The organism is Acinetobacter sp. WU_MDCI_Abxc222 (genome assembly GCF_025514755.1).
Lineage (GTDB): Bacteria > Pseudomonadota > Gammaproteobacteria > Pseudomonadales > Moraxellaceae > Acinetobacter > Acinetobacter geminorum.
The window spans coordinates 41920-67485 of sequence record NZ_JAHPVG010000012.1; the positions used below are offsets into that span (position 1 = coordinate 41920).

Annotated in this window: 25 protein-coding genes; 10 read left to right on the forward strand and 15 right to left on the reverse strand. The window is 39.9% G+C overall.

Annotated features, from left to right (window positions below):
* Position 1: 1 nt before the first annotated feature.
* The 4 genes from KTJ10_RS15500 to lptF form a co-directional block, all read right to left on the reverse strand.
* Positions 2-1186: a S41 family peptidase gene (locus tag KTJ10_RS15500; protein ID WP_032006850.1), complete on the reverse strand. Its 1185-nt coding sequence runs from the start codon at positions 1184-1186 to the stop codon at positions 2-4.
* A 15-nt stretch (positions 1187-1201) separates the two neighbouring features.
* Positions 1202-2749 (reverse strand): 2,3-bisphosphoglycerate-independent phosphoglycerate mutase, encoded by a 1548-nt coding sequence (gene gpmI, locus KTJ10_RS15505; protein ID WP_068564748.1) that lies wholly within the window; start codon positions 2747-2749, stop codon positions 1202-1204.
* Between the two features lie 126 nt (positions 2750-2875).
* Positions 2876-3946 (reverse strand): LPS export ABC transporter permease LptG, encoded by a 1071-nt coding sequence (lptG, locus tag KTJ10_RS15510; protein ID WP_002121203.1) that lies wholly within the window; start codon positions 3944-3946, stop codon positions 2876-2878.
* Entirely contained in the window at positions 3946-5046 is a 1101-nt protein-coding gene (gene lptF / locus KTJ10_RS15515) for an LPS export ABC transporter permease LptF (protein WP_262442383.1), read from the reverse strand. Before lptF ends, lptG begins: the two co-directional genes overlap by 1 nt.
* A 143-nt stretch (positions 5047-5189) precedes the next feature.
* Here lptF and KTJ10_RS15520 point away from each other — a divergent pair, with 143 nt between their 5' ends.
* From KTJ10_RS15520 to KTJ10_RS15535, 4 genes are all read left to right on the forward strand, one after another.
* Entirely contained in the window at positions 5190-6638 is a 1449-nt protein-coding gene (locus tag KTJ10_RS15520) for a leucyl aminopeptidase (protein ID WP_262442384.1), read from the forward strand.
* Positions 6631-7038 carry a DNA polymerase III subunit chi gene (locus KTJ10_RS15525; RefSeq protein ID WP_032006852.1) on the forward strand — a complete coding sequence of 136 codons (408 nt, stop codon included), beginning with the start codon at positions 6631-6633 and terminating at the stop codon, positions 7036-7038. The genes KTJ10_RS15520 and KTJ10_RS15525 overlap by 8 nt, the downstream gene beginning before the upstream one ends.
* A 38-nt stretch (positions 7039-7076) precedes the next feature.
* Complete coding sequence (locus KTJ10_RS15530) at positions 7077-7715, forward strand: hypothetical protein (protein WP_262442385.1); 639 nt, start codon at positions 7077-7079, stop codon at positions 7713-7715.
* A 131-nt stretch (positions 7716-7846) separates the two neighbouring features.
* Positions 7847-8065, forward strand: a complete 219-nt coding sequence (locus KTJ10_RS15535) for a hypothetical protein (RefSeq protein WP_046812232.1) — start codon at positions 7847-7849, stop codon at positions 8063-8065.
* 59 nt (positions 8066-8124) lie between these two features.
* On the opposite strand, the gene KTJ10_RS15540 is transcribed toward KTJ10_RS15535, so the two are convergent.
* The 6 genes from KTJ10_RS15540 to glnK form a co-directional block, all read right to left on the reverse strand.
* A complete protein-coding gene (locus KTJ10_RS15540) occupies positions 8125-8784 on the reverse strand; it encodes a riboflavin synthase (protein ID WP_005301612.1) in 660 nt (219 codons plus the stop codon).
* A 43-nt stretch (positions 8785-8827) separates the two neighbouring features.
* Positions 8828-10120, reverse strand: coding sequence for a DNA adenine methylase (locus KTJ10_RS15545; protein WP_002121221.1), 1293 nt, complete (start codon positions 10118-10120; stop codon positions 8828-8830).
* Complete coding sequence (ribD, locus tag KTJ10_RS15550; RefSeq protein ID WP_199978405.1) at positions 10117-11202, reverse strand: bifunctional diaminohydroxyphosphoribosylaminopyrimidine deaminase/5-amino-6-(5-phosphoribosylamino)uracil reductase RibD; 1086 nt, start codon at positions 11200-11202, stop codon at positions 10117-10119. Before ribD ends, KTJ10_RS15545 begins: the two co-directional genes overlap by 4 nt.
* Positions 11203-11217: 15 nt before the next feature.
* Positions 11218-11676, reverse strand: a complete 459-nt coding sequence (nrdR, locus tag KTJ10_RS15555) for a transcriptional regulator NrdR (protein WP_086265360.1) — start codon at positions 11674-11676, stop codon at positions 11218-11220.
* A gap of 158 nt (positions 11677-11834) precedes the next feature.
* Positions 11835-13229 carry an ammonium transporter gene (locus KTJ10_RS15560; protein WP_170249514.1) on the reverse strand — a complete coding sequence of 465 codons (1395 nt, stop codon included), beginning with the start codon at positions 13227-13229 and terminating at the stop codon, positions 11835-11837.
* 56 nt (positions 13230-13285) lie between these two features.
* Positions 13286-13624, reverse strand: coding sequence for a P-II family nitrogen regulator (glnK, locus tag KTJ10_RS15565; protein ID WP_000780326.1), 339 nt, complete (start codon positions 13622-13624; stop codon positions 13286-13288).
* Between the two features lie 278 nt (positions 13625-13902).
* Between glnK and KTJ10_RS15570 the strand changes: the two genes are divergently transcribed.
* Both KTJ10_RS15570 and KTJ10_RS15575 read left to right on the forward strand, forming a co-directional pair.
* Entirely contained in the window at positions 13903-14130 is a 228-nt protein-coding gene (locus tag KTJ10_RS15570) for an accessory factor UbiK family protein (protein WP_046812233.1), read from the forward strand.
* Positions 14131-14195: 65 nt separating this feature from the next.
* Positions 14196-15683: a YifB family Mg chelatase-like AAA ATPase gene (locus KTJ10_RS15575; protein WP_202724769.1), complete on the forward strand. Its 1488-nt coding sequence runs from the start codon at positions 14196-14198 to the stop codon at positions 15681-15683.
* 15 nt (positions 15684-15698) lie between these two features.
* Here the strand turns inward: KTJ10_RS15575 and KTJ10_RS15580 are convergent, their stop codons facing one another.
* Entirely contained in the window at positions 15699-17132 is a 1434-nt protein-coding gene (locus KTJ10_RS15580; RefSeq protein ID WP_130174253.1) for a PLP-dependent aminotransferase family protein, read from the reverse strand.
* A gap of 111 nt (positions 17133-17243) precedes the next feature.
* Between KTJ10_RS15580 and KTJ10_RS15585 the strand changes: the two genes are divergently transcribed.
* The gene (locus KTJ10_RS15585; RefSeq protein ID WP_130174254.1) at positions 17244-18020 is read left to right on the forward strand and encodes an aldolase; all 777 of its coding nucleotides are present in this window, start codon (positions 17244-17246) and stop codon (positions 18018-18020) included.
* Positions 18021-18035: 15 nt separating this feature from the next.
* The gene (locus KTJ10_RS15590) at positions 18036-18914 is read left to right on the forward strand and encodes a dihydrodipicolinate synthase family protein (RefSeq protein WP_068564765.1); all 879 of its coding nucleotides are present in this window, start codon (positions 18036-18038) and stop codon (positions 18912-18914) included.
* Positions 18915-18957: 43 nt separating this feature from the next.
* Here the strand turns inward: KTJ10_RS15590 and KTJ10_RS15595 are convergent, their stop codons facing one another.
* On the reverse strand, positions 18958-19770 hold the full coding sequence (locus tag KTJ10_RS15595; protein WP_202724768.1) for a TorF family putative porin: 813 nt from the start codon (positions 19768-19770) through the stop codon (positions 18958-18960).
* Positions 19771-20736: 966 nt separating this feature from the next.
* On the opposite strand from KTJ10_RS15595, the gene KTJ10_RS15600 reads away from it, so the two are divergent.
* Entirely contained in the window at positions 20737-22017 is a 1281-nt protein-coding gene (locus KTJ10_RS15600; RefSeq protein WP_262442386.1) for an OprD family porin, read from the forward strand.
* A gap of 106 nt (positions 22018-22123) precedes the next feature.
* Here the strand turns inward: KTJ10_RS15600 and ppa are convergent, their stop codons facing one another.
* Together ppa and KTJ10_RS15610 are read right to left on the reverse strand one after the other, a co-directional pair.
* Positions 22124-22648, reverse strand: coding sequence for an inorganic diphosphatase (ppa, locus tag KTJ10_RS15605; RefSeq protein WP_002121243.1), 525 nt, complete (start codon positions 22646-22648; stop codon positions 22124-22126).
* A 127-nt stretch (positions 22649-22775) separates the two neighbouring features.
* Entirely contained in the window at positions 22776-23174 is a 399-nt protein-coding gene (locus KTJ10_RS15610; protein WP_002121258.1) for an MAPEG family protein, read from the reverse strand.
* A 106-nt stretch (positions 23175-23280) separates the two neighbouring features.
* On the opposite strand from KTJ10_RS15610, the gene KTJ10_RS15615 reads away from it, so the two are divergent.
* Positions 23281-23670, forward strand: coding sequence for a hypothetical protein (locus KTJ10_RS15615; protein WP_262442387.1), 390 nt, complete (start codon positions 23281-23283; stop codon positions 23668-23670).
* Positions 23671-23703: 33 nt separating this feature from the next.
* On the opposite strand, the gene KTJ10_RS15620 is transcribed toward KTJ10_RS15615, so the two are convergent.
* Positions 23704-25383, reverse strand: coding sequence for a long-chain-fatty-acid--CoA ligase (locus tag KTJ10_RS15620; RefSeq protein WP_086265371.1), 1680 nt, complete (start codon positions 25381-25383; stop codon positions 23704-23706).
* Positions 25384-25566 lie beyond the last annotated feature (183 nt).

Here is a 25566-nt window from a genome sequence, read left to right on the forward strand (position 1 = left end):
GTTACTTCCTCTTTAGGAGTAAATCTGCAACGCGGTCTAAATATACGTCTTCTTTCATTTCTGCTGGCAATGGATAAGCCTGATTAGGTTGAATACCCTGCCCTTCAATCATATTGCCATTTGGCGTGTAGTAATGTGAGACCGTCATCTGTAGAGCCGCACCACTTGGCAAAGGAAATAGCTTTTGCACTACGCCTTTCCCATAGCTTTTTTCACCCATCACCCAAGCACGCTGGTGTTCTTTCATGGCCGCAGTAAAAACTTCTGCCGCAGAAGCAGAACGGTGATTAATTAATATACCTAATTTTATATTCTGAAATTCATTACCAGGCAGTGCCTGAAACTGCTGGTTACCTTCCGAACGGCTTTTGGTTGAAACAATAATTCCGTTATTTAAAAACAAATCTGCTGACTCTACCGCTGCCGATAACAATCCACCCGGATTATTTCGCAAATCGATTAAAACAGCCTTTAAACGTGGGGAACTATTTTCTTCAATTAATCTTTTAATTTCATTAGCAGTGTCTTGTTGGAACACTCTAATTTTGAGTACAAGCACCTGATTATGCAGCATTACAGGTTCTATATCGGTTTCTATTTTTTTATTACGGACTAAGTTAATGTTTCCGTTTAGCTCTTCCGCTTGTACTTGAAGTGTACTTCCGATAGAACCGTAAAGTAGCCCGAGTACCTGATCTTGGTTTAAATTTTTTAAATCTTGATTATCAATCTTTAGAATCGTCTGACCATTTCTCAAACCTAATTTATAGGAGTCTGAACCCGTTTTAAGATCACGAATCATCCACTTATGGGTATGTGCTTCAGTGCTTAATCCGAAATCAACTGACGCAAGGTCACCTTCAGTATATTGAATCAGTTGGCGATATTCTTCTGCCGATAAATAACGTGAATAACGATCTAGCCCACTCACCAAACCTTTTATAGCTTGTTGAAACAAAGCATCGTCCGACTTCACATCTACATAGTTATCTCGAACAATTCCATAGATTTGCACAAACTGTTGAATAGACTCAATCGGCACCTCTGCATAACTATGCTCTGGTTCTTCAGAATCAGAGTGCAAAGGTGACAATTTTTCTTTTACAACTGGCGCTGCAAAAGCAAATTGGCTGCAACACAGCAACATACTTACAATAAGTTTTTTATATTTAATGTGTTGCAGCATCCAATCACCTTTAACTTATGCAGATAGTGTAATCAGATTACGCCCTTGCATTTCGGCAGGAACAGGAATCTGCATTAAATTGAGAATTGTCGGTGCTACATCTGCAAGCACACCACCTTCTGCAATTGTTGCTTGTGTTGGGCCAACATAGATAAACGGCACAAGCTCGGTTGTATGTTGAGTATGCACTTGCCCACTTTCGTAGTCTTGCATTTGTTCAACGTTACCATGGTCAGCAGTAATGAGCATATGGCCTTTTTTCGCCATAACTGCTTCATAGACACGACCTAAACAAGTATCAACCGCTTCAACTGCTTTAACCGCAGCATCAAACACACCCGTATGACCGACCATATCACCATTTGCGTAGTTCACAACCAATAAGTCGTATTCACCTGAATTAATTGCTTTAACCAACTCATCAGTGACTTCATAAGCACTCATTTCTGGCTTGAGGTCATATGTCGCAACGTTTGGAGATGGAATTAAAATACGTTTTTCACCCGGATATTCATCTTCACGGCCACCACTAAAGAAGAATGTTACATGCGCATACTTTTCAGTTTCGGCAATACGTAACTGGGTTTTACCTAAAGAAGATAAATACTCACCCAATGAGTTTTTGAGGGCTTCTGGCATATATGCAACTGGTGCATCAATGCTTGCCTGATAACGCGTTAACATCACAAACTTAGAAAGATTCGGTACAACTTTACGTTCAAAACCAGCAAAGTCTTTCTCTACAAATGCGCGAGTAATTTCACGAGCTCGGTCAGCACGGAAATTCATAAATACAACGCTATCACCATCTTGAACTTTAGCGATATCACCAATACGAGTCGCTTTTACAAACTCATCATTTTCATTGGCTGCATAAGCTAACTCCAACCCTTCAATTGCTGTTTGCGCAGTACGAAGTGCCTCGCCTTCAGTTAACAAGCGATAAGCTTGCTCAACGCGATCCCAACGGTTGTCTCGGTCCATTGCAAAGTAGCGACCAATCATGGTTGCGATACGGCCTTGACCCGGATATTGAGCAAATAATGCATCTAATTTTTCTAAAGATGGTTGAGCACTGCGTGGAGGTGTATCACGACCATCAAGGAAAGCGTGTAAATAAACTTTTGCACCGCGTTTTAATGCAAGCTCACACATCGCCACAATATGATCTTCATGTGAATGAACGCCACCTTCTGAAAGTAGCCCCATAATATGGACAGCACCGCCAGCAGCTTTGGCTTTTTCAACAGCGTCGATCAACACTTCGTGTTTGAAAAAGTCACCAGTACGGATATCTTTAGTAATACGGGTAAAGTCTTGATATAACACACGGCCAGCGCCAAGATTCATATGGCCAACTTCAGAGTTCCCCATTTGCCCATCAGGCAATCCAACATCTTCACCTGAACCAGAAATTAGACTATTTGGATGCTTGGCTTTCATTGCCGCCAAATTTGGTGTTTTTGCTGCAAGAAAAGCATTATCTTCAATCGCTTCACGGTGTCCAACACCATCCATAATGACCAGAACGTGAGGGATCTTGCCAGCAGTTGCATCCGTCATAATCAATTTCTCTTTTGTCTACAATTTCGTCACAATATCTTACCGAATTTTCGGTCAAGACTCTATTTATTCCTATGGCTTTCACCAATATCCGCGATTGATGAAAACCATAAATATCACTTATTTCTAGCGAGCGCGGTAAAGCAAATAACTTCCGGCACCAAACATTAGCAAGATAGGCACAAGTACGAACCATGCTGGAGATGGAGAATAAACCAAGCTCGCATAGCCCAAGAAATCCTGCAAATAATAGAAACTCAAACCAATAAACAATGCGATCACCAAACGGAAGCCCATCGATTGTTGGCGTAACGGTCCAAAAATAAAAGAACATGCCACGAGAACTAATGCAATGAGTGAAAATGGCGAAGCAACTTTTTGCCAGAAAGCCAATTGATACGTCTTTGGTACCTGACTATATTCATCCATATAACGCATAAAGCTAATCAGTTGGCTTGGTGATAAATCTTCAGGATCTAAAGTCACCATGTGCACATATTTAGGCTGTAATGCTAAAGCAAGCGATTGTTCTTCATGGTCAGTTTTGATGGCATTTCCTGCCGCCAAAATGTCCATTTGTTCAGCCTTTTTCAAAGCCCATTGACCATTTTTAATAAACTGTCCTTGCTGAGCATTAATTAATGATTGCAAGTAATAGTTCTGGTCAAAGTCAACCACTTGAATGTCTCTTAAATTGCCTTGAGAGTTAGCGTAGTCGATATAGATAAATCGCTGCCCTTCACGTGACCAATAGCCTTTAACTTCACCTAAAGCAGCTACTGAACGATGGCTTTTAACACTTTGTGCTTTTTCATTGGTATAAGGAATAACCCATTCACTTAAAGCAAACGACAAAATAATAAGCAGTAAAGCTGAGCGCATAACCCAACCAACAATACGCCATAAGCTAACACCGACTGAACGCATAACAATGAGTTCACTACTCGTTGCCAATGAGCCCAGTCCAATCACAGCACCAATCAAGGCAGAGATAGGTAAAATTTCATAGAGATAGCGAGGAGCTCCCCACAAGACATAGACGAGAGCTTGCCATGCGTTATAGTCTGGCTTGAGCTCACCCAACTCGCCAAGATATGTAAATAAGACCTGAAGAATGGACAAAACAACTGTGGTGCCAAACATCGCAAGCGCAGTGGTTTTCGTCACATATTTGGCGACTATTCGACGTGCTAACATTATAATTTCACTCGCTTGATCTGTTTCTTGATTTTTGGCCCCAACTTCTGCTTACGTGAGAATAAGGCTGCAGCAACACCATACACAACTAACACGGCAGGATAAGCCCAAATATCGAGTTCTTCTTTACTAATACGAGTCTTGATTGCAATCATTAATACGATCAGACTGGAAAAAATAAAAATCGCCGGAATAAGACGGTAATAACGGCCTTGTCGTGGGCTCACCTCAGACAATGCCACTGATAGCATTAACGCAATAACAATGGTGAATGGCCCAAATAAACGCCATCCCAACTCACTTCTAATAACTGGATCATTCGTTTTTGAAAAGAGTTTTGTTGTTGATAGCGCTTCTACATCGCCACTCTCAAATTTAACATCTTTGTCATTTTCTAAACGTAGACGATAAGACTGGAACTCTGCTTGTGTATATTTTGGTTGTCCCGGGAATATTTCATAACGACGACCTTGTACCAGATCAACGACATTGGCAGTGTCATTTGCAACTTCTACACGAGTCGCTTCTTTTGCCAAAATCATAACATCTGGCTTATCTTCTTTAGCAGCGCGCTGATAAAAGAAAATATCCTTCAAATTCTTTCGGTCTTCTGACAATGATCCCGCATAGATCGTATATGGCCCAGAAGAAATAAACTCTCTTGGTCGAACCAAATCGAAACCTGTCCTTACGGCTTGTGTGGTTGTCAGTTTTTCAAACTCACGTAGTCCCCACGGCGTCATCCACAGCATAAGTACCGACTGAAACACAATATAAACCAGCGTCATTGGAATGAGTAATCGTGCTAATTGATGACGGCTTACACCACTACCATTCAATACAGCCATTTCATGGTCAACATATAAACGACCAAACACCAACATTAAACCAATGAAAAAACCCAATGGTAAAATGAGTGTTAGAAATTCAGGTAAACGATATCCAATGATGCTAAACAAGATACTGGCATCTAAACGCCCCTGCGCCGCCACACCAAAGTATTTGATCAGACGACCACCCATCATGATGAGGGTCAGTAAAGAAATGACCACCAATGAGGTAGAGACAACTTGCTTGACGAGATAACGCCGAATAATCAAAGTAATACTTCCAAAAGGCTAATCGGGACGTGTGCTAGTTTACCCGAATGTTAAAAATATAAAACCGCACATTGCAACGCTATGCTTGAAAGTGTTTCAATGTTTTAATCCATCATAACTTTCTATAGGCAATCACGGCAGCCATGAAATTTACAACTTATACAACTTTTCCCGAAGAGACATCTAATGAATCTTTGTGGGTTTTAGTTGATTCAGAACAGCTACAAAGCAACATCAACACATATCAAATCAATAACCTAGAAAGCGTTCTTACTGCCACCCAATTCAAAGGCAACTTCAATGAAACTCTGCCTTTATTCGGTCAGGTTTCAAATCAACCTCATAGCCAATTACTTGGCTTAGGAAAAACAGCCGAACTTCAGGCGGTTAAGCTCGCTAAACTTGCCCAAACCATTATCAAATCGACACAAAATAAATTTAAGCATATCGCAATTGATATTGCTGCGTTACCTGTCGAATACCATTATTTATTCGCTTTAAGCTTAACTCAAGCAGCTTATGGTTATGATGAGTTTAAATCGAAAAAAAATGAATTTGTGTTACAACAGGTTGATTTAATTAGTTCAACGACGAGCCTTGATGAAAAACAACTGGCTTTAGTGCATGCCGTACAGTCTGGTCAGTCGTATGCACGTGACCTTGGAAATCGTCCGGGTAACATTTGCTTCCCTGAATATTTAGCAGAACAAGCATTAGCTTTAGCCGCAGAATTCCCTGATTTACTCAAAGTGACTGTCTTAAATGAACAGCAAATGGCTGATTTAGGCATGTATGCTTTTCTTGCAGTCAGCAAAGGATCTGAGCGCCCGGGTCGTATCGTAACACTCGAATACCAAGCTGGAATTGACCAAGCACCTGTTGTACTTGTCGGGAAAGGCGTTACTTTTGATACAGGCGGTATTTCTTTAAAACCAGGCCTAGGCATGGATGAAATGAAGTTCGATATGTGCGGTGCAGCCTCTGTACTAGGTACTATTCGTGCGCTATGTGAAGCGAAACTCCCTATTCATGTCGTTGGAGCAATTGCAGCTGCAGAAAACATGCCTTCAGGTAAAGCAACTCGCCCAGGTGATATTGTGACAACCATGAGCGGACAAACTGTTGAAATTTTAAATACCGATGCGGAAGGTCGTTTGGTACTGTGTGACACATTGACCTATATCAAACGCTTCAATCCAGCAGTCGTGGTTGATATCGCAACATTAACAGGTGCATGTGTAGTCGCTTTAGGTAAAGTACTGAGTGGTTTGTTCTCACCAGATGATGCTTTAGCAGCTGAACTTCAACAAGCGGGTGAGCAATCATTTGACCGTGTATGGCGTATGCCAGTCATTGAGGATTATCAAGAATTACTTGATTCACCATTTGCGGATATTGCGAACATCGGAGGTCCATACGGCGGTGCAATTACGGCAGCTTGTTTCCTTGAGCGCTTTACACGTGAGTACCGTTGGGCTCATTTAGATGTAGCAGGAACAGCGTGGTTATCTGGTCCAGCCAAAGGTGCAACAGGTCGTCCAGTGCCATTACTCATGCAATTTTTAGCGAATCGTGTAAATACGAATGGCTAAAGTTAGTTTTTATCTGTTTGAAACTAGTGAAGAACGGCAAGTCGATAGTGCTTGCCGTTTATGCCGAAAGATTTTACAGAAGCATCCTAAAATCTGGTGGTATTGCCCAGATGTGCAGCTACAACAAACTCTTGATGAAAGATTATGGGATTTCGACCCTGTCAGTTTCATTGCACATGGAGTTGATCAAGCTGAGGCTGCTGTATGTATTTCGGCTAAACAACCGCTTGAACAAGGCCTGTTAGTATTTAATTTTAACAATCATGCACTTGAACAAGTTGATCATTTTAGCCACATTATAGAAATTGTTGAAAATAATGAAACAGCCAAGCAAATTGGTCGAGAAAAATTTAAAATGTATCGCCGTTTGGGTATAGAGCCGCGAACCTTTAAATTATAACGCGCTAAAATGTAAATACTGTTGAACAAAGGAGAAGCATGGTGGCATTAAATGTCGGGCAAGATTTTAAAAAAAGATGGTTAAATGCGCCTGAAGCTGTCCGTCATGCCTATCAACAGGATCTGGCACGTATTTGTGACTTATTAGAACCCCAAACCCCTATTCAGCTTTGGGTTTTAAATGACGAAAAAGCGCAGTTAGAATCGCAGCAAAAAATTGAACAAGCTTACGCGGACCTTAAAGCAGAGCTTATTGAGCAAGCACGTATCCGTCGTCAGCTCGCTTTAGAAAAAGCACTTGCTGATAAACGTGCATCAGAAGCCGCTTATGCTGCGGCATTGCAAGCAGACGAAATTCGCAAGTTTAATGAACAGACTGAAACATTACAGACATTACGTAGCCATTTAGAACAAGAAGTTGCAGAACAAACTGCACGTTATCAGAAAAATCCAGAAACACCAGCAGTCAATTATTCTGCTGACGTAAAACTTAGTATTACCGATGATCAAATCTTATCTGAGCTTGAAAGTTTACGCATTCGTTTAGAACTTGAAGCTGAGAACTTAATTGAAGAGTCTGTAACGGCTTTCCGAGCAAAACTACATGCGGCAGCTCAAGAAGAAATTGAATACATTTTAAAGAATTCTAAGTTTTCTGATGAAAAAATAGAAAAGTAAAGTTTTAAAAACTTCTTCTGTCATAAAACTGACACCTATATGTCACAAAATAGACATAAATATTATTCTTGTAGATCAATTGATTATGAGAATAGAAAGTAGTGATTTAAGATAATTAATGAGGGTAAGAAATGGACATTCCGCATCAGATTTCAATGCAACTTGAGCAGCTTAATCAGGGTGAACAATGGACATTTTCAGCACAAGAACTTTATATGAGTCATAACGACTTCAATTCACTTTCAATCTTGCTGACACGGGCATCGGAAAAAGGTAAATTTTCAATTACACGCACTCAGCATACTAAACCATGGGTCGGCACACATTCGGTTACTCTCACCAAGCATTAATTTTTAAAAATAAAAAACCGGAACATATGTCCGGTTTTTTATTTTTGATGATCTGGCTTTTATTTTAAAAAACCATTCTCAGCTAAAAAAGCCATACTAATATTTGACTCAGTTTTTTGCTCAGCTGCTTTATCACCTAGCAATAAACGCTCGATATAACGCGCCAACACGTCGACTTCAAGGTTGACCTTACTGCCTACTTGCCATGTTCCAATATTGGTACGTTCTGCGGTATGCGGAATCAAATTTAAACTTAAAATATTTCCACGTAAGTGGTTAATCGTTAAGCTAATTCCGTCAACGGTTACAGAACCTTTTTCCGCCAAATATTTAGCAAGTTCTGCCGGTGCTGTAACTTCATAATAGATTGAACGAGCATCTTCACGCACTACGGTAATTTCACCTACCCCATCAACGTGACCACTTACAATATGCCCACCAAAGCGCGTTGTCGGTAACATTGCCTTTTCAACATTGACACGTTGTCCAACTTTCCAGTTACCCAAAGTCGTTCGATTTAAACTTTCACGAGAAACATCTGCTGCGTACCAGTTATCACCCCATTCAATCACTGTGAGACAAATACCATTGGTTGCAATTGAGTCACCCAAATGTACGTCTGACATATCCAGATCAGTCTGAATACGTAGACGCACATCACCACCTACACTTTGCAGGCTTTCTACTTTACCTAAACTTTCAATAATGCCTGTAAACATGGCTCAATCTCCAAATCTTTTTACACTGCTTAAATTGCAGCGCTTACCAAAGTGCGAGCTGTGTACTATTACCTGAGGTATCTACACCACCTAGCTCGGCGAAGTGGTAAAGCTGGCCTAATAACTGACGTAATGGTGGTCCTGACTTAGCATGAGTATCAGTAATCACAATAAACTCAAGCACGCGTGCACGTTCAGACTGTCGTTGTTTACTCACTCGATAACGCGGAACATCTTGTGTTAACAAGGTCACTTTGCCTCGTTCCAGATTAGCCATAAGCAAATCTTTCGGCTCGATATTACCATCAGTTGAATAGCTGGTCAGAATATAGCGTGCATTGATCGTTGAAAGTAATTTCTCATACGCATCTTTTGCATGTTTAGAAGAGTTATATGGACTTGGACGTTCTTTACGCCATGCTCTATCAATACCACTCTTATAACCTTTGGTATCCGGTGAAGGTAAATCCACCTGATCCCATAAAGTTAATGCATTTAAAACATGGTAATTACTACTATATGCGTGTTGGTTATATGGTGGATCGAGATAGGCAACATCAACTTCAAAACCACTCATTTGATTTGCTAGATGTTGTGAATCTACACACCACATTTCAGCAGCCGGACGTTTGCGATCACCAATCTCACAAAAACGGCTCGGTGTTAACCAAAGTAATGACTCAATTCGTTCTAATGCAGTTTGAGTACGTCCGCCCCACCCTTGGTGGAAACTTTTAAATACGCCACTCGTATTACTGACAAAACTGGCTGAATAGAGCAATGGTGCAAGCAAAGCACTCATCTCTACATCATTAATTGCACCTTGTGCCTGCCATGTTGCAATCTGCTGACGAATTGCATCGATACGCATACCGTTACGGCGTTTAAAGAATAAACGGTCACGAGTTGGATCGTATACATCATCGTTACGTGGACAAAGGTTATGTGTTACCCAACCTTTAACTTCAGGTAAGCGATTTAAATAATCGATCGCCTTTTGATAGCCACCTAGTTCTTTAAAAGCAGGTGCATCTACACAGGCTAAAATCGCATGATTTAAAGCATGACTATAAGGTTCCCAGTCATTCGCAATCACACGGTAACCATTTTGACGCGCCAAACGAGATACTACGCCACTGCCGGCAAAGAAATCGGCAAAAATCGGTGGATTCTTTTTCTTGCTATTCAGTGTCCCTGTAATTTCAAGGGCTTCTAAAATTAGATGGAGCAATCGGCGCTTGTTACCCAAGTACGGCACAAGCTGATGGAAAAGATATTCGTCTGTCGTACGGGCTGCATGACGACGTTTGTGATAAACCGAAGGCTCTGAATTCATACTTTCTCTTGCGTAGGGATTAACCTTAAGCGTATATCTTGATCAATTTGTGTCACATCAAGAAGTGTAAAACGAAGTTGTTGTGCCATATATTCAAACTCAGCATTGAACATGGCCCTTGCACTTTTCCCCAATAAAGTCGGGGCAATATAACTGATCAATTCATCCACCAAACCTTCTTGCAAAAAGGCTGTAGACAATGTTGCGCCAGCTTCAACCAATACATCATAAATTTGATGTTGCTTAGATAGGGTCTGTAACAGCATTTTTAAAGGCTGAATTTCTAATTGTATCACGCCTAAATCAGCAAGTTCTTGGCGATACGGCCCCATAACCATCACGGTTTCAGGATTTTCTAAAATTTTAGCTGTAAGTGGCAAACGCCCTTGACGATCTAGAACAACACGTTTTGGCTGAGCAACTGTCTCGATATCAAAATTATTGAGTGAACGCACATTCAGTTGACAGTCATCTGCAATCACAGTTTCAATACCTGTAATCACTGCTCCTGAAATCGCACGCCAATGTTGTACATCTTGACGAGCAGCAGAGCCTGTAATCCACTTTGACTCACCTGATGCCATTGCAGTACGTCCATCTAAACTTGAGGCTACCTTTAAACGTACATAAGGTATGCCTGTAGACATTGCCTTTAAAAAACCTTGATTAAGTTTTGATGCTAAATCTTCGCAAATGCCAACTTCTACTTCAATTCCGGCATTTTCCAGAATCTGAACACCTTTGCCCGCAACCAATGGATTTGGATCAGGACAAGCAACCACTACTTTTTTAACTTGGGCTTTCACCAATGCTTCGGCACAAGGAGGAGTCCGGCCATAATGCGCACATGGTTCAAGCGTGACATAAGCCGTTGCACCTTGTGCATGTTCACCTGCCTCGCGTAAGGCAAAGACCTCTGCGTGTGGCTGACCTGCTTTAGGATGAAAACCTTGGCCAATTAACTGATCATCTTTGACAATCACACAACCAACATTTGGATTAGGCTTGGTCGAATATAGTCCTCGTTTGGCAAGTTCAATAGCTTGCTGCATCCAATACTGATCTTGTTTCAACTCAGACATAAATATCTCAAATGATTAGTGTTCACGTTGTTGCATTTGCTCAATTTGACGGCGAAACGCTTCAACATCCTGAAAATCTTGATAGACAGAAGCAAATCGGACGTAAGCAACATGGTCAAGGGCAAATAAAGATTGCATGACGATTTCGCCAATTGTTCTAGATTTCACGTCACGCTCACCTAAACGGCGAATCTGCAGTTGAATATCACTTAAAACTGTTTCGATCTGCTCTTGTGTAACTGGACGTTTTTGCAAAGCATGCATTAACGAACGGCGTAATTTGGCCTCATCGAAAGGTTCATTTTTTCCATTCGATTTGATCACACGGGGCATTACCACTTCATAGCTTTCAAAAGTGGTAAAACGTTCACCGCAAATTACACACTCACGACGTCGACGAATCTGACAGCCTTCGGCGGCTAAACGTGAATCGATGACTTTACTATCTGCGGCGTTGCAAAATGGACAATGCATAGCGGATTTATAGGGTCGATTACTTTGACCTAGTGTAGCAAAATTTCCACACTTACAGAACCAGCATTCTGTGAGACAAAAAAACAGTCCTGAGCAAGATCAAAGCATCGCTTTGATCACAGCGCAAGACTGTTTTTTTAAGACAGATATATTAATGATTATTCAATACGTTCGCCATGTTGGCTTAAATCCAGACCCATGCGCTCATCATCAGAGTTAACACGGATACCAATCACAAGATCAATCACTTTAAGAATAATGAAAGTCGCGATACCACTGTAAACCATGGTTGCCAATACGCCTTCAACTTGTACCCATAATTGGCCAGCGAATGTTGGCGCTAATGCAACGTTGGCTGCTTTAATAATTTCGTCACTGTAGAATACGCCTGTTAAAATCGCACCGACAATACCACCTACCGCATGCAAACCAAACGCATCCAAAGCATCATCGGCTTTAAGTAAGCGTTTAAGTGCTGTAATACCCCAGAAGCACACGACGCCACCAATAAGGCCCATCACTAAAGCACCGCCTACCCCAACAAAACCTGCTGCTGGTGTAATCACAACTAAACCAGCTACCGCACCAGAAGCACCGCCTAATACAGATGCTTTGCCACGAATCATACGTTCAACAACTAACCAAGAGAATGCAGCAGCGGCAGCAGCAACTTGAGTCACTAAAATTGCCATACTTGCACGAGCACCAGCGCCTAGAGCACTACCACCGTTAAAGCCAAACCAACCCACCCAAAGTAAGCTTGCGCCAACTACAGTTAAAGTCAGGTTATGCGGAGCCATAGATTCGCGGCCAAGGCCAATACGTTTTCCAAGCATGTAAGCAGCAACTAGACCTGCAACACCTGAGTTGATATGTACAACTGTACCACCAGCAAAATCTAATGCGCCTGCTTTAAATAACCAGCCATCTGCGGCCCACACCCAGTGGGTAATTGGTGCGTAAACAACGAGCACCCAAACTGCAATAAACACCATGAAAGCTGAATACTTCATACGGTCTGCAATAGAACCGCTAAGGATCGCAACTGTAATAATGGCAAAAGTCATTTGGAAAATAACAAAGAGACTTTCAGGAATTGTCCCACTTAATGCATCAAACGCTACCCCGTTTAGCATTGCTTTAGACAAATCACCAAAAAATGCACCTGTGCCAGAGAACGCGATTGAGTAACCAGCAATCACCCACAGCAAACTTACCAAGATTGCAGCTGAAAGGCTGAACATCATCGTACTGAGTACATTTTTTTTACGTACCATACCGCCGTAGAATAATGCCAATCCCGGAATGGTCATTAATAGAACCAATGCGGTTGAAACTAAAATCCAAGAGGTATCACCCGTATCAAGAGTAGGTGTCGGTGCTGGAGCTGCTGGAGTTTCAGCAACTGGTGCTTCTGCAGTAGTTGCAGTAGCTGAAGATGTTGATACAGCCGCAACTTCCGATGTTGGCGTTGTTACAGCTTCTTCTGCCCAAACGGCAGTACCACCCAAAAGAGCGCCTGATAGACTCAGCGCCATAAGCATTTTTTTCATTCGTGTCCCCCAACCTCATTTGCGAGTTATTTTCTACTCAGCAAGCTTTGTGCCAATTAGACAGCATCTGGTCCAGTTTCACCCGTACGGATACGGATAACTTGTTCCAGGTTAGTCACAAAAATCTTACCATCGCCGATTTTTCCAGTGCTTGCTACACGCGTAATTGATTCAATTACTGCGTCGACCATTTCATCACTAATCGCAATCTCGATTTTTACTTTAGGTAAGAAATCAACCACATACTCTGCACCACGGTAGAGTTCTGTATGCCCTTTTTGACGACCAAAACCTTTAACTTCAGTTACGGTAATCCCTTGTACACCAATGTCAGAGAGTGCTTCACGCACGTCATCCAATTTAAACGGTTTTACAATTGCAGTTACAAGCTTCATGTTTGTTTCCTTCGGCTTCTTTTCACCAGTAAGGTTTTATGTTCAATTTTCATGCCAATATTTCAAAGGTTGAGGGAAATGAATCTTTTGCATGAACTTTCTTTATAACCTATTTAGTGAGCAAGATGTAGATGAGCTATCAAAAATAAAATGAATTTTCAGTAGTGTTATATGCTGATTTAATGATCTATTTGCACTAAAAGAATTGAAACCTATATCCAGCGCTTAAGCAGTGTTAAACTGTAAACCATAAGGTAATACAACACTTTGGATATTTCATGCTAGAAACTTTGCTACAGGCCATTCTGGAACAAATTGATGAGCCTAAAAAAGATTTGGAAAAAAATTTACGTGCATTATTAAATGAAGCAGTCGAAAAGTTGGATCTTGTTTCCAAACAAGAGATCGACCGTCAAAAGACTGCACTTCAATCAGCCAATCAACGTTTAGAAGAGCTACAAAGACAAGTAAGTTTGTTAGAAGAAACTTTAAAGAATAAAAAATAAGCACCAACGTAGCGCATTTATACTTTACAACGATTAAAAATGAAGCACCATAATGGAACAATAAGATGTCTTTTTCTAAAATTTATACACGGGGACTTTTAGGTTTACATGCGCCTCTGATTGAAGTTGAGGTACATGTGAGTCAAGGCTTACCTTCTCTTACTATTGTCGGCCTAGCAGAGGCGGCGGTAAGAGAAAGTAAAGACCGGGTTCGCTCAGCCATTATTAATAGTGGATTTCAATTTCCAACAAAACGGCTGACCATTAATCTTGCACCAGCAGATTTGCCCAAAGATGGATCACGTCTAGATTTACCTATTGCTATAGGTATTTTAATTGCATCTGGCCAGCTCCCAGAAAACTGTGCCGAAGATTTTGAATTAATTGGTGAATTAGCTTTAGATGGCCATGTAAGACCAGTGTCAGGCACGTTAACTTTGGCAATGGCGTGTCAACAGGCCAAGCATAAAATGCTTTTACCTCTCGATAATAGTCAGGATATTAGCCATTTACCGAATCTTGAATGTTATCCAGTGAGCCATTTAAAAGAAGTTTGTGATCATTTCTTGGGCATAAAATCACTATCTTCGATTGAACCTTCAACTACATTGAATCAACTGCCTTATAAATTTGATCTGGCAGATGTAAAGGGTCAGCTACGCCCACGTCGCGCACTAGAAATAGCCGCTGCAGGCGGGCACTCGCTGCTCTTTAAAGGGCCACCAGGTACAGGTAAGACTTTACTCGCGTCACGTCTTCCTTCAATTTTGCCACCGCTTTCTAATCAGGAAACGCTTGAAGTCGCGAGTATTTATTCTATTTCAAATACACCGCATACCTTTGGTCAGCGTCCATTTCGCGCGCCCCACCATACAGCATCAGCCATTGCACTAGTTGGGGGCGGTTCACATCCTAAACCTGGTGAAATTACCTTATCTCATTTAGGGGTTTTGTTTTTAGATGAACTCCCCGAGTTTGACAGAAAAGTGCTAGAAGTCTTACGTCAGCCACTTGAATCAAAAGAAATCATTATTTCACGTGCAGCTCGGCAAATTACCTATCCTGCAAACTTTCAGCTCATTGCAGCAATGAACCCTTGCCCATGTGGTTATGCGTTTAATCAAGATAGCCGTTGCCAATGTTCACCAGAGAGTATTAAGCGCTATCAAAACCGTATATCAGGGCCATTACTTGACCGTATCGATTTACATATTGATGTACCTCCTTTAAAAGCTCAGGAACTGCAAGATCCAACGCCTGCTGAAGACTCTACAACTGTACGGCAACGTGTGATTTATGCTTATGAGCAACAAATGCAAAGACAAGATTGTTTAAATCAAGCACTTTCACCGAAACAACTTGAGCAATATGCTGTACTTGATAGTACTTCTCAACGAATGATTGAAATGGCTCAGCAACGTTTGAATCTGTCGGCTCGTGCTTATCATCGTGTTTTAAGAGTTGCTCGTACCATTGCCGATTTGGCTCAAAGTGAGGTGATCCAAAGTCCTCATCTTACAGAAGCACTCTCTTATCGAGGTAATCACTCTTAAAAATAAAACAGCGGATTATGAGTCCGCTGTTCTTTTATTAAGAGCTTCATTTAAGGTCTCAATTAAGGAAGTAATTTCTTTCTCTGATAGAGCAGCGAAACCAAAACGAATACAACAATTAGAAGACTCGATTTGTTTAAACTTATGCTCTGTATCAATGTTGAGTTCTTTTAATTTTATAAGCTGATCTTGAGAAAATGGTTTCTGGAACTTCACCCACAAAGCCATTCCACCTGCAGGCGGCTGTATTTGCACACTCTCTGCAAAAACTCGACGAAACTCATTTAATGCATGGTCACGGCGTAGCTGATATATCTTTTTCATTTTGCGGATGTGCCGTTTTATTTCACCTCGCTGCATTAAATCTGCTAACGCAAGTTCCGTAATGTTATTGCCTTGTCGATCAATCACTAAAATATCTTCAGTAATCGATTGAATGATTATTGGAGACGCTACCATATATCCCAATCGGACGCCGGGTGCAAAGACCTTAGACAATGAGCCAATATGAATGACCAATTCAGAATGAGGCAAACTTACTAAGGGTGGCATAGGCCGACTGTCATAGTGGAATTCATGGTCATAGTCGTCTTCAATAATATAAAACCCCCATTTTTTTGAAAGCTCTAAGAGTTGAAGACGGCGATTCATTGGCATCGTGACAGTTGTAGGATATTGATGATGCGGAGTTGTATAAATGGCAGCTACGGGATGTTCTTGTAAAATCCGTTCTAAATCTTCAATGACAATACCTTGTTCATCTAATTTAACAGAAACCACTTGAAAGCCATTTGACTGAAATGCTTTAAAAGCAGATGGATAATATAATTCCTCAACAACGATCACGCCCTGCCGATTAGGTAATGCTCGAGAGGCAAGAAAAATTCCCATCTGGCTACCACGTACAATACAAATCTCATCTTCGGTAACATTCATAAAACGTTCCATCGATAGCATTTGTTGTAAAGCCTGTCTTAGCTCAACCATACCTCGTGGGTCGCCATAGCCCATGTACTGATTTTGCGTAATTTTAATCAGTGCATGTCGATAGGCCCGTGAAAATAATTCGTAGGGAATAAGCCGTGGATCTGGCACACCATCGTTATGTGGACGTTGAATCACTTCTTGAATGATTGGTTTATCATTAACTTTTCGTTCAGATATTAGCTCTATTTGAAGCTGTTTTTCCGGCAAAACATCCGCTACAAATGTACCTTTTCGGGGACGAGTCACAAGCCAACCTTGTGCTTCTAATTCTTCGTAAACTGCTTGTACGGTTTTTCGATTAATTCCTAGTTCTTTTGACAAGCTACGGGACCCTGGCAGCATAGTCCCCTGCACTAAACGGCCACTTAAAATTTCCTGACTAATTAGGTTAGTAAGCTTTAGAAAAACCGTTTTTTCTTCTCTTTCATCGATACGAAAATGTACTTGCCAAGGTCTTAGCATATTCGCCCCATCTGGACCATATAACTTATGAAAACTGGATGTATTGATTCATCCAGTTGTTTTCTATTCTGCCTTCACCTACTTAATTTGGTCAACTGGACTGGAGAAGAGATGAAGACTGCTTCTGTAAACAAACAAGACCTCATGCAACACGCACAGCAAGACATGCAAAAGTGGATTAGCGACTCAGATTTAAGTGATCGTCAAAAGCTTGCACTCACTTGTCGTATTTTATTTGATCATGGTCATGATGCTGGTTTGGCAGGTCAAATTACATGCCGTAGTGAAAATAAAGAAACCTTTATTACCCAACGTTTCGGTTTAGGTTTTGATGAAATTACTGCTTCAAACTTACTTGAAGTGAACCAAGATTTAGAACCCATCAATCAAGAAGGAATGGCAAACCCAGCCAACCGTTTTCACACATGGATTTATAAAGAGCACCCAGAAGTAAACTGCATTATCCATACGCATCCTACCCATGTTGCTGCTCTCTCCATGCTTCAGATTCCACTCATGATTTCCCAAATGGATGTTTGCGCACTTTACGAAGACTGCTCCTTTGTAGGCCACTGGCCGGGTGTTCCTGTGGGCAATGAAGAAGGTATTTTGATTTCTTCTGCTTTGGGTAAAAACCGTGCTGTTTTGTTGTCTCACCATGGACAACTGGTTACAGGAAAAACCATTGAAGAAGCCTGCAACTTGGCGCTTTTAATTGAACGTGCAGCTCAACTGCAACTGCTAGCCATGTCTGCCGGACAAATCCAGCCCATCCCTCATGCTTTAGCAACAGAAGCTCATGACTGGGTGTCTACCGATAAACGTAACAAAGTGAACTTTGCTTACTACGCACGTAAAACTTTGAAAAAACATTCTGACTGTATTTAACAAGAGACCTCAATCATGAAACTAAACGGCATTATTGGCTACCCAGTTACCCCATTTTCTGATGACAACACCATTAATCTTCCTGTTTTAAAACAAATGCTGGATTTGCTTATTGAAAATGGCTGTGATGCGATTGCACCTTTGGGTAGTACTGGTGAAAGTGCTTATCTTGAATGGGATGAGTGGTGCTTAGTCGCTAAAACTTCGATTGAAAGCATTAATAAACGTGTACCTGTCATTATTGGGATTTCAGAACTCACCACTGATCAAGCCATCAAAAAAGCGCAGATCGCGCAAAGCTATGGTGCAGATGCACTTATGGTGATTCCCGTATCTTATTGGAAGCTAACAAATCAAGAGATTTTTGAATATTATCAATCGATTGCACAAGCGACGACTTTACCGATTATGATTTATAACAACCCCGCGACCAGTGGTGTTGATATGTCTCCAGAGTTAATTGTGCGTATGTTTAACAATATTGCAAATATTACGATGGTGAAAGAAAGCAGCGGTGATATCCAACGTATGCATAAAATTCAAGAACTCTCAAAAGGTGAACTTCCATTTTATAACGGCTGCAACCCTCTAGCTTTAGAAGCTTTATGTGCTGGAGCAAGTGGTTGGTGTACAGCAGCACCAAATCTGTTAGGTCAACAACCTCAACAACTTATCGAACATGTAAAAAATGGTGAATTAGAACAAGCCCAGAAGTCATTTTATCAGCAGCTTCCTCTACTACGCTTTATTGTCAACGGTGGTTTACCTAAAACGATTAAAGCTGGTTTACAACTAAAAGGTGTTGCTGCGGGTTCACCACGTAAACCACTGTCTAAAGCTGCGGATATTGAGCTTAAGCAGTTAAAACAGCTACTTTCTGAAATAGAAAACTAATAAAAAAGCGGGTTTATTTACCCGCTTTTTTTACAATTCAAACTTAGAATGTTTTAGTTAAACTAAACACTAAGCCTGTGTCATAAGGTTTCTTACCAGCATCAGTCATACCAGAAGTACTAATGTCTGTACCAACAACATCTAGCTCAGCGACAATACCCAAGATGTTATAATTCACACCAACTTTATAATCGATATAGCTATCATCTTCACCTGGTCCACCTGCAACTACAAGTAAAGAGTCTTTATTTTTTAGCTTGTTATAACCAACTGAAGCAATTCCTGTAAATCCTGTGTCAGCTATTGGTGCTGAATAACCTACGTTAAAATACCAGAACTCATCAGAGTGGCCCCAATAATCATCTGAATAGCTTACGCCCACACTAAGTGCATCACCTTTAAATAAAGAATCAGCAAACGTTAATTTTCCATAAAACTCGGTAAAGTCAAAACCTGTATCACCATTGTATGGGTTAGTAAATTTTGAGTCAGAACCAATATAGCCATAATGAATTACACCCACATCATAAGTTGGTGCAAGCGTATCAGACAATTTTAATGTATTTGTATAACCTAAAGAGATATCGGTTTCAGTTGAAACCCCTGGCGTATTAAAGTCAACGCTTGACCCCCAAAGCGCAACATAGACACCTGACTTATGTGAAAAAGTAAATCCACCTTGAATAGCTGGGTTATTTGACGATTGGGTAACACCACGGAAACGATAGTCTGTGGTCGCTGCCACACTACCTGTTGCCGTGATTCCATAAAAAGATGGAGCATCTTCAGCCATAGCCATAGTTGACCCTGCTGCAAAGATACCAAGAGTTACTGCCTTAAGTGCAAATTTCATCATTTTGATCTCCCCCACAATGAACGCACGATTTATACGAATTAAACAAATTGTGTTACTTGAGCTTTAGCAATTGCTGTGCCAAGTACAAATTTGTCATAAGTGCTCTTCATTAATTTCCGAGATCAAAACCACTTTATTATGAAATCCTTGTTTATTTTTCATAGAAATATATCTATAAAAAACATGATGATAAAATAGATTTTTTATGAAAGAAAAAATACCAAACATACAAAAAACACCTTATCGGAAATTACTAAACGAAGTAAGGAGTATTCATTTGTTGCACATAAATTTTCTATTTAATCTTAGACTCGAGATATAAAAAGTATGTAAATTTATTGAAGGCAATGCTTGTAATGGTCTCTGAATGAGCATTTTTACTAACTCAATTACTTTATTTATTTTTGAGTTCAAGCCAATGAACTATTTTGGGTCTTTTTTAAGCAGGAATATAAATAAAAAGAAGAGTGCACAAAATTCAAGCAACATCTTGCACTAAGTTTGATCAGCGCAGACATATACTGTTGACCTATTATTCGTGATCTATTTTTGTACATTATACTTTTAAAACAATGTTATATAGTAACATTTTAGATAGATTTTAAAATAAAGAGGTGAAAAAAGTAACGTGAGATAAGATTAAAAAGTAAACATATCCAACAAAAAAGAGTAAAAAATGAACACAAGAATCAACTATTTTTTGAAGTTTAAATATAAAATAAATGGTAAAAATCAACTAAAAAATAAATTACTTTTTTTATTTTAAACAATATATTAAGTATAAAAGACTAATGGCAAATTCATTAAACAACCAGTAGCACATTAATCAATTTCTGCATAGCATATATAAAATAAAATCAACAAAAATATATCTTTTTTATAGATTACTTATACAATTGATGGAAATCCTAGGCCCTGAATAATAACAAGGCACAGGATTTATCGTTTTTATGAGGTTCTTTAAATATGCTAAAAGCACAAAAACTTACATTAGCAGTTCTCATTTCTGCGGCAATAATTTCCTCAGCTCAGGCAAGCGAGCAAAGTGAGGCAAAAGGATTTGTTGAAGATGCGAACGGTTCTATTCTCTTCCGTACAGGTTATATTCAACGTGACAAGAAAAATAACGTTGAAGATGACAGTTCATTTGCTCAATCAGCAATCGTTACACTAGATTCTGGCTTTACCAAAGGTATTGTTGGTTTTGGTGTTGGCGCTGTGGGTGATTTTTCATTCAAAATTGGTGCAAATAACAATAACGGCAACCAAATGATTCCTCGTTACAATGGCGTACGTGAAAATCCGTATGATCAATGGACACGTGGTGGCGGTAGCGTAAAGGCTCGTTTCTCGAACACCACTGTACGTTATGGTACTCAAGTACTTGATTTACCTGTTCTTGCAAGTAACACTGCACGTATGGTTCCTGAATATTTCACAGGTACATTGTTAACCAGCCATGAAATTAAAGATTTAGAAGTAATTGCTGGTAAATTCACTAAAAACCAATATTCTGACCAAATTGCGACTGACCAGAATGGTTTAGATCGTGCCGTGGTTTGGGGCGCAAAATATAAGTTTGATGATCAACTCAACGGTTCTTACTATGGCGTTGATGTAAAAGACAAACTTGATCGTCATTATGTCAATGTGAACTACAAGCAATCCCTTGCTAATGACAGCTCACTTACTTATGACTTCAGTGGTTATCATACTAAGTTTGACAAAAATGCTTCATTGTCATACGCAACTGGTCCAGCTGGTGAAGACAAAACCAATAATATTTGGGCAGTTTCAGGAACTTATGCGACTGGTCCACATAGTGTGATGTTAGCGTACCAACAAAACAGCGGTAACATTGGTTATAACTATGGTGCAAACCAAGACGGCGGTCAAAGTGTCTATTTGCCAAACTCTTATTTGTCTGACTTCATTGGTAATGATGAAAAATCTGCACAAATCCAATATAACCTCGACTTTGGCAAGTTAGGTGTATTACCAGGTCTAAACTGGACTACGGCTTATGTTTATGGTTGGGATATCAAAACGTCTAACGGTGCAGATGACTCAAGCGAAAGCGAATTCTTCAACCAAGTAAAATACACAGTTCAAAGTGGTTTTGCCAAAGGTTCAAGCTTACGCTTACGTAATTCAATTTACCGTGCTGACGACGCCTATACTGCAGACTATATGCCAGACACTAATGAATGGCGTATCTTCCTTGATATTCCTGTGAAATTATTCTAATTCACAAATCTATCAAGCATAAAAAAACCTACGTCTGGTAACAGATGTAGGTTTTTTATTAAGCTCAAAATATCAATTGAGACATTCTGAGCTTATAAATTAAAGCTTATTTAGCAGCTTCAATTGCTTTTAATACTTCGGCTTTAGCAACATCAGCACCTTCCCAACCACTGATTTTTACCCACTTACCTGGTTCTAAATCTTTATAGTGACTGAAGAAATGCTCAACTTGGCTAATCAATAACGGAGGAAGATCTGTATATTCCTTCACGTCTTTGTAAAGTGGAGATAATTTTTCGTGTGGAACAGCGATTAATTTCGCATCAATACCACCGTCATCTTCCATGTTTAATTTGCCCACTGGACGGCAACGAATGACTGAACCAGCAGCAACAGGATGTGGAGTTACAACAAGTACGTCTAATGGGTCGCCATCTTCAGACAAAGTATTTGGAACATAGCCATAGTTCGCTGGATAGAACATTGCTGTACCCATGAAACGGTCTACAAACAATGCATCAGAATCTTTATCGATTTCATATTTAATTGGTGCTGCATTTGCAGGAATTTCAATGATGACATAGATGTCATTTGGCGCATCTTTACCTGCTGGGATATTGCTGTAACTCATATCAATACTCTTTCGTTATGAAGTCAGATGTAAAATCCACTCGATTATAGCGTGGATATCATCAAAATGATGCCGATTATACAATGGGCACACGCGAAAGTTGATATGAATGGTGACAGAATGACACTCAAGTCAGTTTAATCGTGACCACAAGTAAGAAGATTGGACACAATATAGATAAGAACCAAACAATCGAGCGCAAAGTTGCCCAATTACTTAAATAGCAAATACCATAAATAACTCTTAAAATAATATATGCCCAACCTAATCTCAGAATAAAATATTCCGGAACAACCATATATTCAGCCATTAAAATAGCAGTTAAGAATAAAGGTAGGCTTTCAAAGCTATTTTGTTGTACGGCATTAGCGCGAGCAGCAAGGCCTGTTGTTTTAGCCAAAAAAGCTCTCGGGTTTTGATTATCGACGGGCTGAAAACCACCTGTAAATTTTGCAATTACGGTAAATGCGTATGGCAGCAAACATGCCACTAAAATAATATAGATAATGCCGCTGATGCCCTGCATAGTGCCATCCATCACTGAAAATACTGTTGATCATGCTATCATAACATTGCGTTTTTACCTGAAATTTTATGCAATCACTTGTCATCACTGATTAATAGGGCCATGTATGCAACAACCTGATCAAAAAGAATTGTTTGAAGTCTTAGAGAAGCAAAAACAAAATCAACTTCAGGTAGACCGTATATTAAAAATCGTACTTCCTATTGTCGCTTTCTTATTGAGTGTGATTTGTGCAAATCTAAATTGGCAATCGACACTGGGCACCTTTATTATTTTAACAATTACTTTTATTGCAGTCGGTATTAAACGACTTCCTTTATGGCATTGGTTAATTGTGATTACCCTATATTGCCTAGCAGATAATTATTTAAGTTATAGTCAGCTCGATTTAACTCACCTGCGTTTGCAATTGGGCACAATGCTTGTTTTTGTTGGAATGGTTGGGGTAGGTCGTCCTTATATAGACCGCTGGTTTATGAAAAGTCATAAAAAATAAAAAAGCGCCCTAAGGCGCTTTTTTATTAACTTTTTAGGCTGGCTTACGTAAGTCTTTACGTAAAATTTTGCCTACGTTTGATTTAGGTAGTTCGTCCATAAACTCAACATAACGAGGACGCTTATAACCTGTTAAGTTCTCTTTAGCAAAGCTCAAAATTTCTTCAGTCGTTAAACTTTGATCTTTTTTCACAATAAAGAGTTTAGGCACTTCACCTGATTTTTCATCTGGAACACCAATTGCAGCAACTTCCAATACTTTTGGATGTTTAGCAATAATTTCTTCGATTTCACTTGGGTACACGTTAAAACCAGAAACCAAAATCATATCTTTTTTACGATCTACAATTTTGACATATCCACGGCTATCCATAACGCCAATATCGCCTGTACGGAAGAAACCATCTGCTGTCATGACCTTAGCTGTCTCGTCAGGGCGGTTCCAATAACCTTTCATTACTTGAGGACCGCGAATCGAGATTTCACCTTGCTCACCTAAAGCAACTTCATTACCGTCATCATCTAAAATAGCAACTTCTGTCAAAGGCAATGGAATACCAATGGTGCCGCTAAATTCAGTAGAAGCTGGAGGATTTGCAGTTGCGACTGGAGAAGTTTCAGACAAGCCATAACCTTCAATAATGGTTGTACCAGTAATTTTCTTCCAAGCCTCTGCTGTAGAAGGTAAAACTGCCATACCACCGCCCATCGCCATTTTTAAATTGCTATGGTCCAGTTGTTTAAACTCTTCATTATTCACTAAAGCATTAAATAATGTATTTACTGCAGGAAAGAATGATGGCTGATATTTACGTAATTCGTTAATCACGGCAGGTAAATCACGTGGGTTAGGAATCAAGATATTTGCCTGACCTTTATACATACCGTACATCGCGCAAACCATGAACGCAAAAATATGATAAAGCGGTAATGCGCAAACAATGCGGTCACCTTTGGCACCATCATTAGCACCAAATTTACTTTGGAAAATACCATCACATTGTAAAAGGTTTGCGACCAAATTGCGGTGTGTCAGTTCTGCACCTTTTGAAACCCCTGTAGTACCGCCAGTATATTGAAGTACGGCAGTATCGCTTAAAGTTAAATTTGGGCGCTTATAATTACTTGGGCTTTCTTTATTTAATGCTGCATTAAATTTAACGTACCCAGGAATATTCCAAGCAGGAATTTGCTTACGTACTTTACGTAATACAAAATTTACCAACGTACCTTTAAGCGTACCCAGCATATCCCCTACTGTAGCAACCACAACGTGCTTGACAGGGGTTTTACCTAAAATGCTCTGGTAAACACTAGCAAAGTTTTCGATAATCACGAGCACTTCTGCACCCGAGTCATTTAATTGATGCTCAAGCTCACGTGCCGTATAAAGTGGGTTTACATTCACTAGAACTAAGCCCGCACGCAAAACAGCTAATGCCACTACAGGATATTGCAATACGTTTGGCATCATTACTGCAACACGAGTCCCTTTTGCTAACCCCAAATTTTGCAAATAGGTCGCGAACTTACGACTTGCAAGTTCTAACTCGTTAAATGACATTGCCTTATCCATGAAGATAAAAGCATCACGAGAACCAAACTTTTGGAAATTATTCTCAAAAATATCAACTAGTGAGGTATTTTCCGCAGGCAATGCTACTGTTTCTGGAATCCCTGTCTTTTGGTATTCTGCAAACCAAATTTTTTCCATAATGCCATTATCTCCGATTCGTAATCCTTAGTAATAACTGTTATTCAATGCCCCAGCTATTCTTTAGCTTCTTGGTGCCAGAACATATTTAAAACTTATTGGCACATTCATGACACTTTCGAACAAGATTATGAGACAGAAGTTTTGACAATTTGACCCTGTCAAATTTTTTTATATGGAGTA

Excerpts from the sequence above, each read along its gene's own strand:
- KTJ10_RS15500 (WP_032006850.1), bottom strand. The coding sequence starts at position 1,186 with ATGCTGCAACACATTAAATATAAAAAACTTATTGTAAGTATGTTGCTG.
- gpmI (WP_068564748.1), bottom strand. The coding sequence starts at position 2,749 with ATGACGGATGCAACTGCTGGCAAGATCCCTCACGTTCTGGTCATTATG.
- lptG (WP_002121203.1), bottom strand. The coding sequence starts at position 3,946 with ATGTTAGCACGTCGAATAGTCGCCAAATATGTGACGAAAACCACTGCG.
- KTJ10_RS15520 (WP_262442384.1), top strand. The coding sequence starts at position 5,190 with ATGAAATTTACAACTTATACAACTTTTCCCGAAGAGACATCTAATGAA.
- KTJ10_RS15525 (WP_032006852.1), top strand. The coding sequence starts at position 6,631 with ATGGCTAAAGTTAGTTTTTATCTGTTTGAAACTAGTGAAGAACGGCAA.
- KTJ10_RS15530 (WP_262442385.1), top strand. The coding sequence starts at position 7,077 with ATGGTGGCATTAAATGTCGGGCAAGATTTTAAAAAAAGATGGTTAAAT.
- KTJ10_RS15535 (WP_046812232.1), top strand. The coding sequence starts at position 7,847 with ATGGACATTCCGCATCAGATTTCAATGCAACTTGAGCAGCTTAATCAG.
- KTJ10_RS15540 (WP_005301612.1), bottom strand. The coding sequence starts at position 8,784 with ATGTTTACAGGCATTATTGAAAGTTTAGGTAAAGTAGAAAGCCTGCAA.
- KTJ10_RS15545 (WP_002121221.1), bottom strand. The coding sequence starts at position 10,120 with ATGAATTCAGAGCCTTCGGTTTATCACAAACGTCGTCATGCAGCCCGT.
- ribD (WP_199978405.1), bottom strand. The coding sequence starts at position 11,202 with ATGTCTGAGTTGAAACAAGATCAGTATTGGATGCAGCAAGCTATTGAA.
- nrdR (WP_086265360.1), bottom strand. The coding sequence starts at position 11,676 with ATGCATTGTCCATTTTGCAACGCCGCAGATAGTAAAGTCATCGATTCA.
- KTJ10_RS15560 (WP_170249514.1), bottom strand. The coding sequence starts at position 13,229 with ATGAAAAAAATGCTTATGGCGCTGAGTCTATCAGGCGCTCTTTTGGGT.
- glnK (WP_000780326.1), bottom strand. The coding sequence starts at position 13,624 with ATGAAGCTTGTAACTGCAATTGTAAAACCGTTTAAATTGGATGACGTG.
- KTJ10_RS15570 (WP_046812233.1), top strand. The coding sequence starts at position 13,903 with ATGCTAGAAACTTTGCTACAGGCCATTCTGGAACAAATTGATGAGCCT.
- KTJ10_RS15575 (WP_202724769.1), top strand. The coding sequence starts at position 14,196 with ATGTCTTTTTCTAAAATTTATACACGGGGACTTTTAGGTTTACATGCG.
- KTJ10_RS15580 (WP_130174253.1), bottom strand. The coding sequence starts at position 17,132 with ATGCTAAGACCTTGGCAAGTACATTTTCGTATCGATGAAAGAGAAGAA.
- KTJ10_RS15585 (WP_130174254.1), top strand. The coding sequence starts at position 17,244 with ATGAAGACTGCTTCTGTAAACAAACAAGACCTCATGCAACACGCACAG.
- KTJ10_RS15590 (WP_068564765.1), top strand. The coding sequence starts at position 18,036 with ATGAAACTAAACGGCATTATTGGCTACCCAGTTACCCCATTTTCTGAT.
- KTJ10_RS15595 (WP_202724768.1), bottom strand. The coding sequence starts at position 19,770 with ATGATGAAATTTGCACTTAAGGCAGTAACTCTTGGTATCTTTGCAGCA.
- KTJ10_RS15600 (WP_262442386.1), top strand. The coding sequence starts at position 20,737 with ATGCTAAAAGCACAAAAACTTACATTAGCAGTTCTCATTTCTGCGGCA.
- ppa (WP_002121243.1), bottom strand. The coding sequence starts at position 22,648 with ATGAGTTACAGCAATATCCCAGCAGGTAAAGATGCGCCAAATGACATC.
- KTJ10_RS15610 (WP_002121258.1), bottom strand. The coding sequence starts at position 23,174 with ATGCAGGGCATCAGCGGCATTATCTATATTATTTTAGTGGCATGTTTG.
- KTJ10_RS15615 (WP_262442387.1), top strand. The coding sequence starts at position 23,281 with ATGCAACAACCTGATCAAAAAGAATTGTTTGAAGTCTTAGAGAAGCAA.
- KTJ10_RS15620 (WP_086265371.1), bottom strand. The coding sequence starts at position 25,383 with ATGGAAAAAATTTGGTTTGCAGAATACCAAAAGACAGGGATTCCAGAA.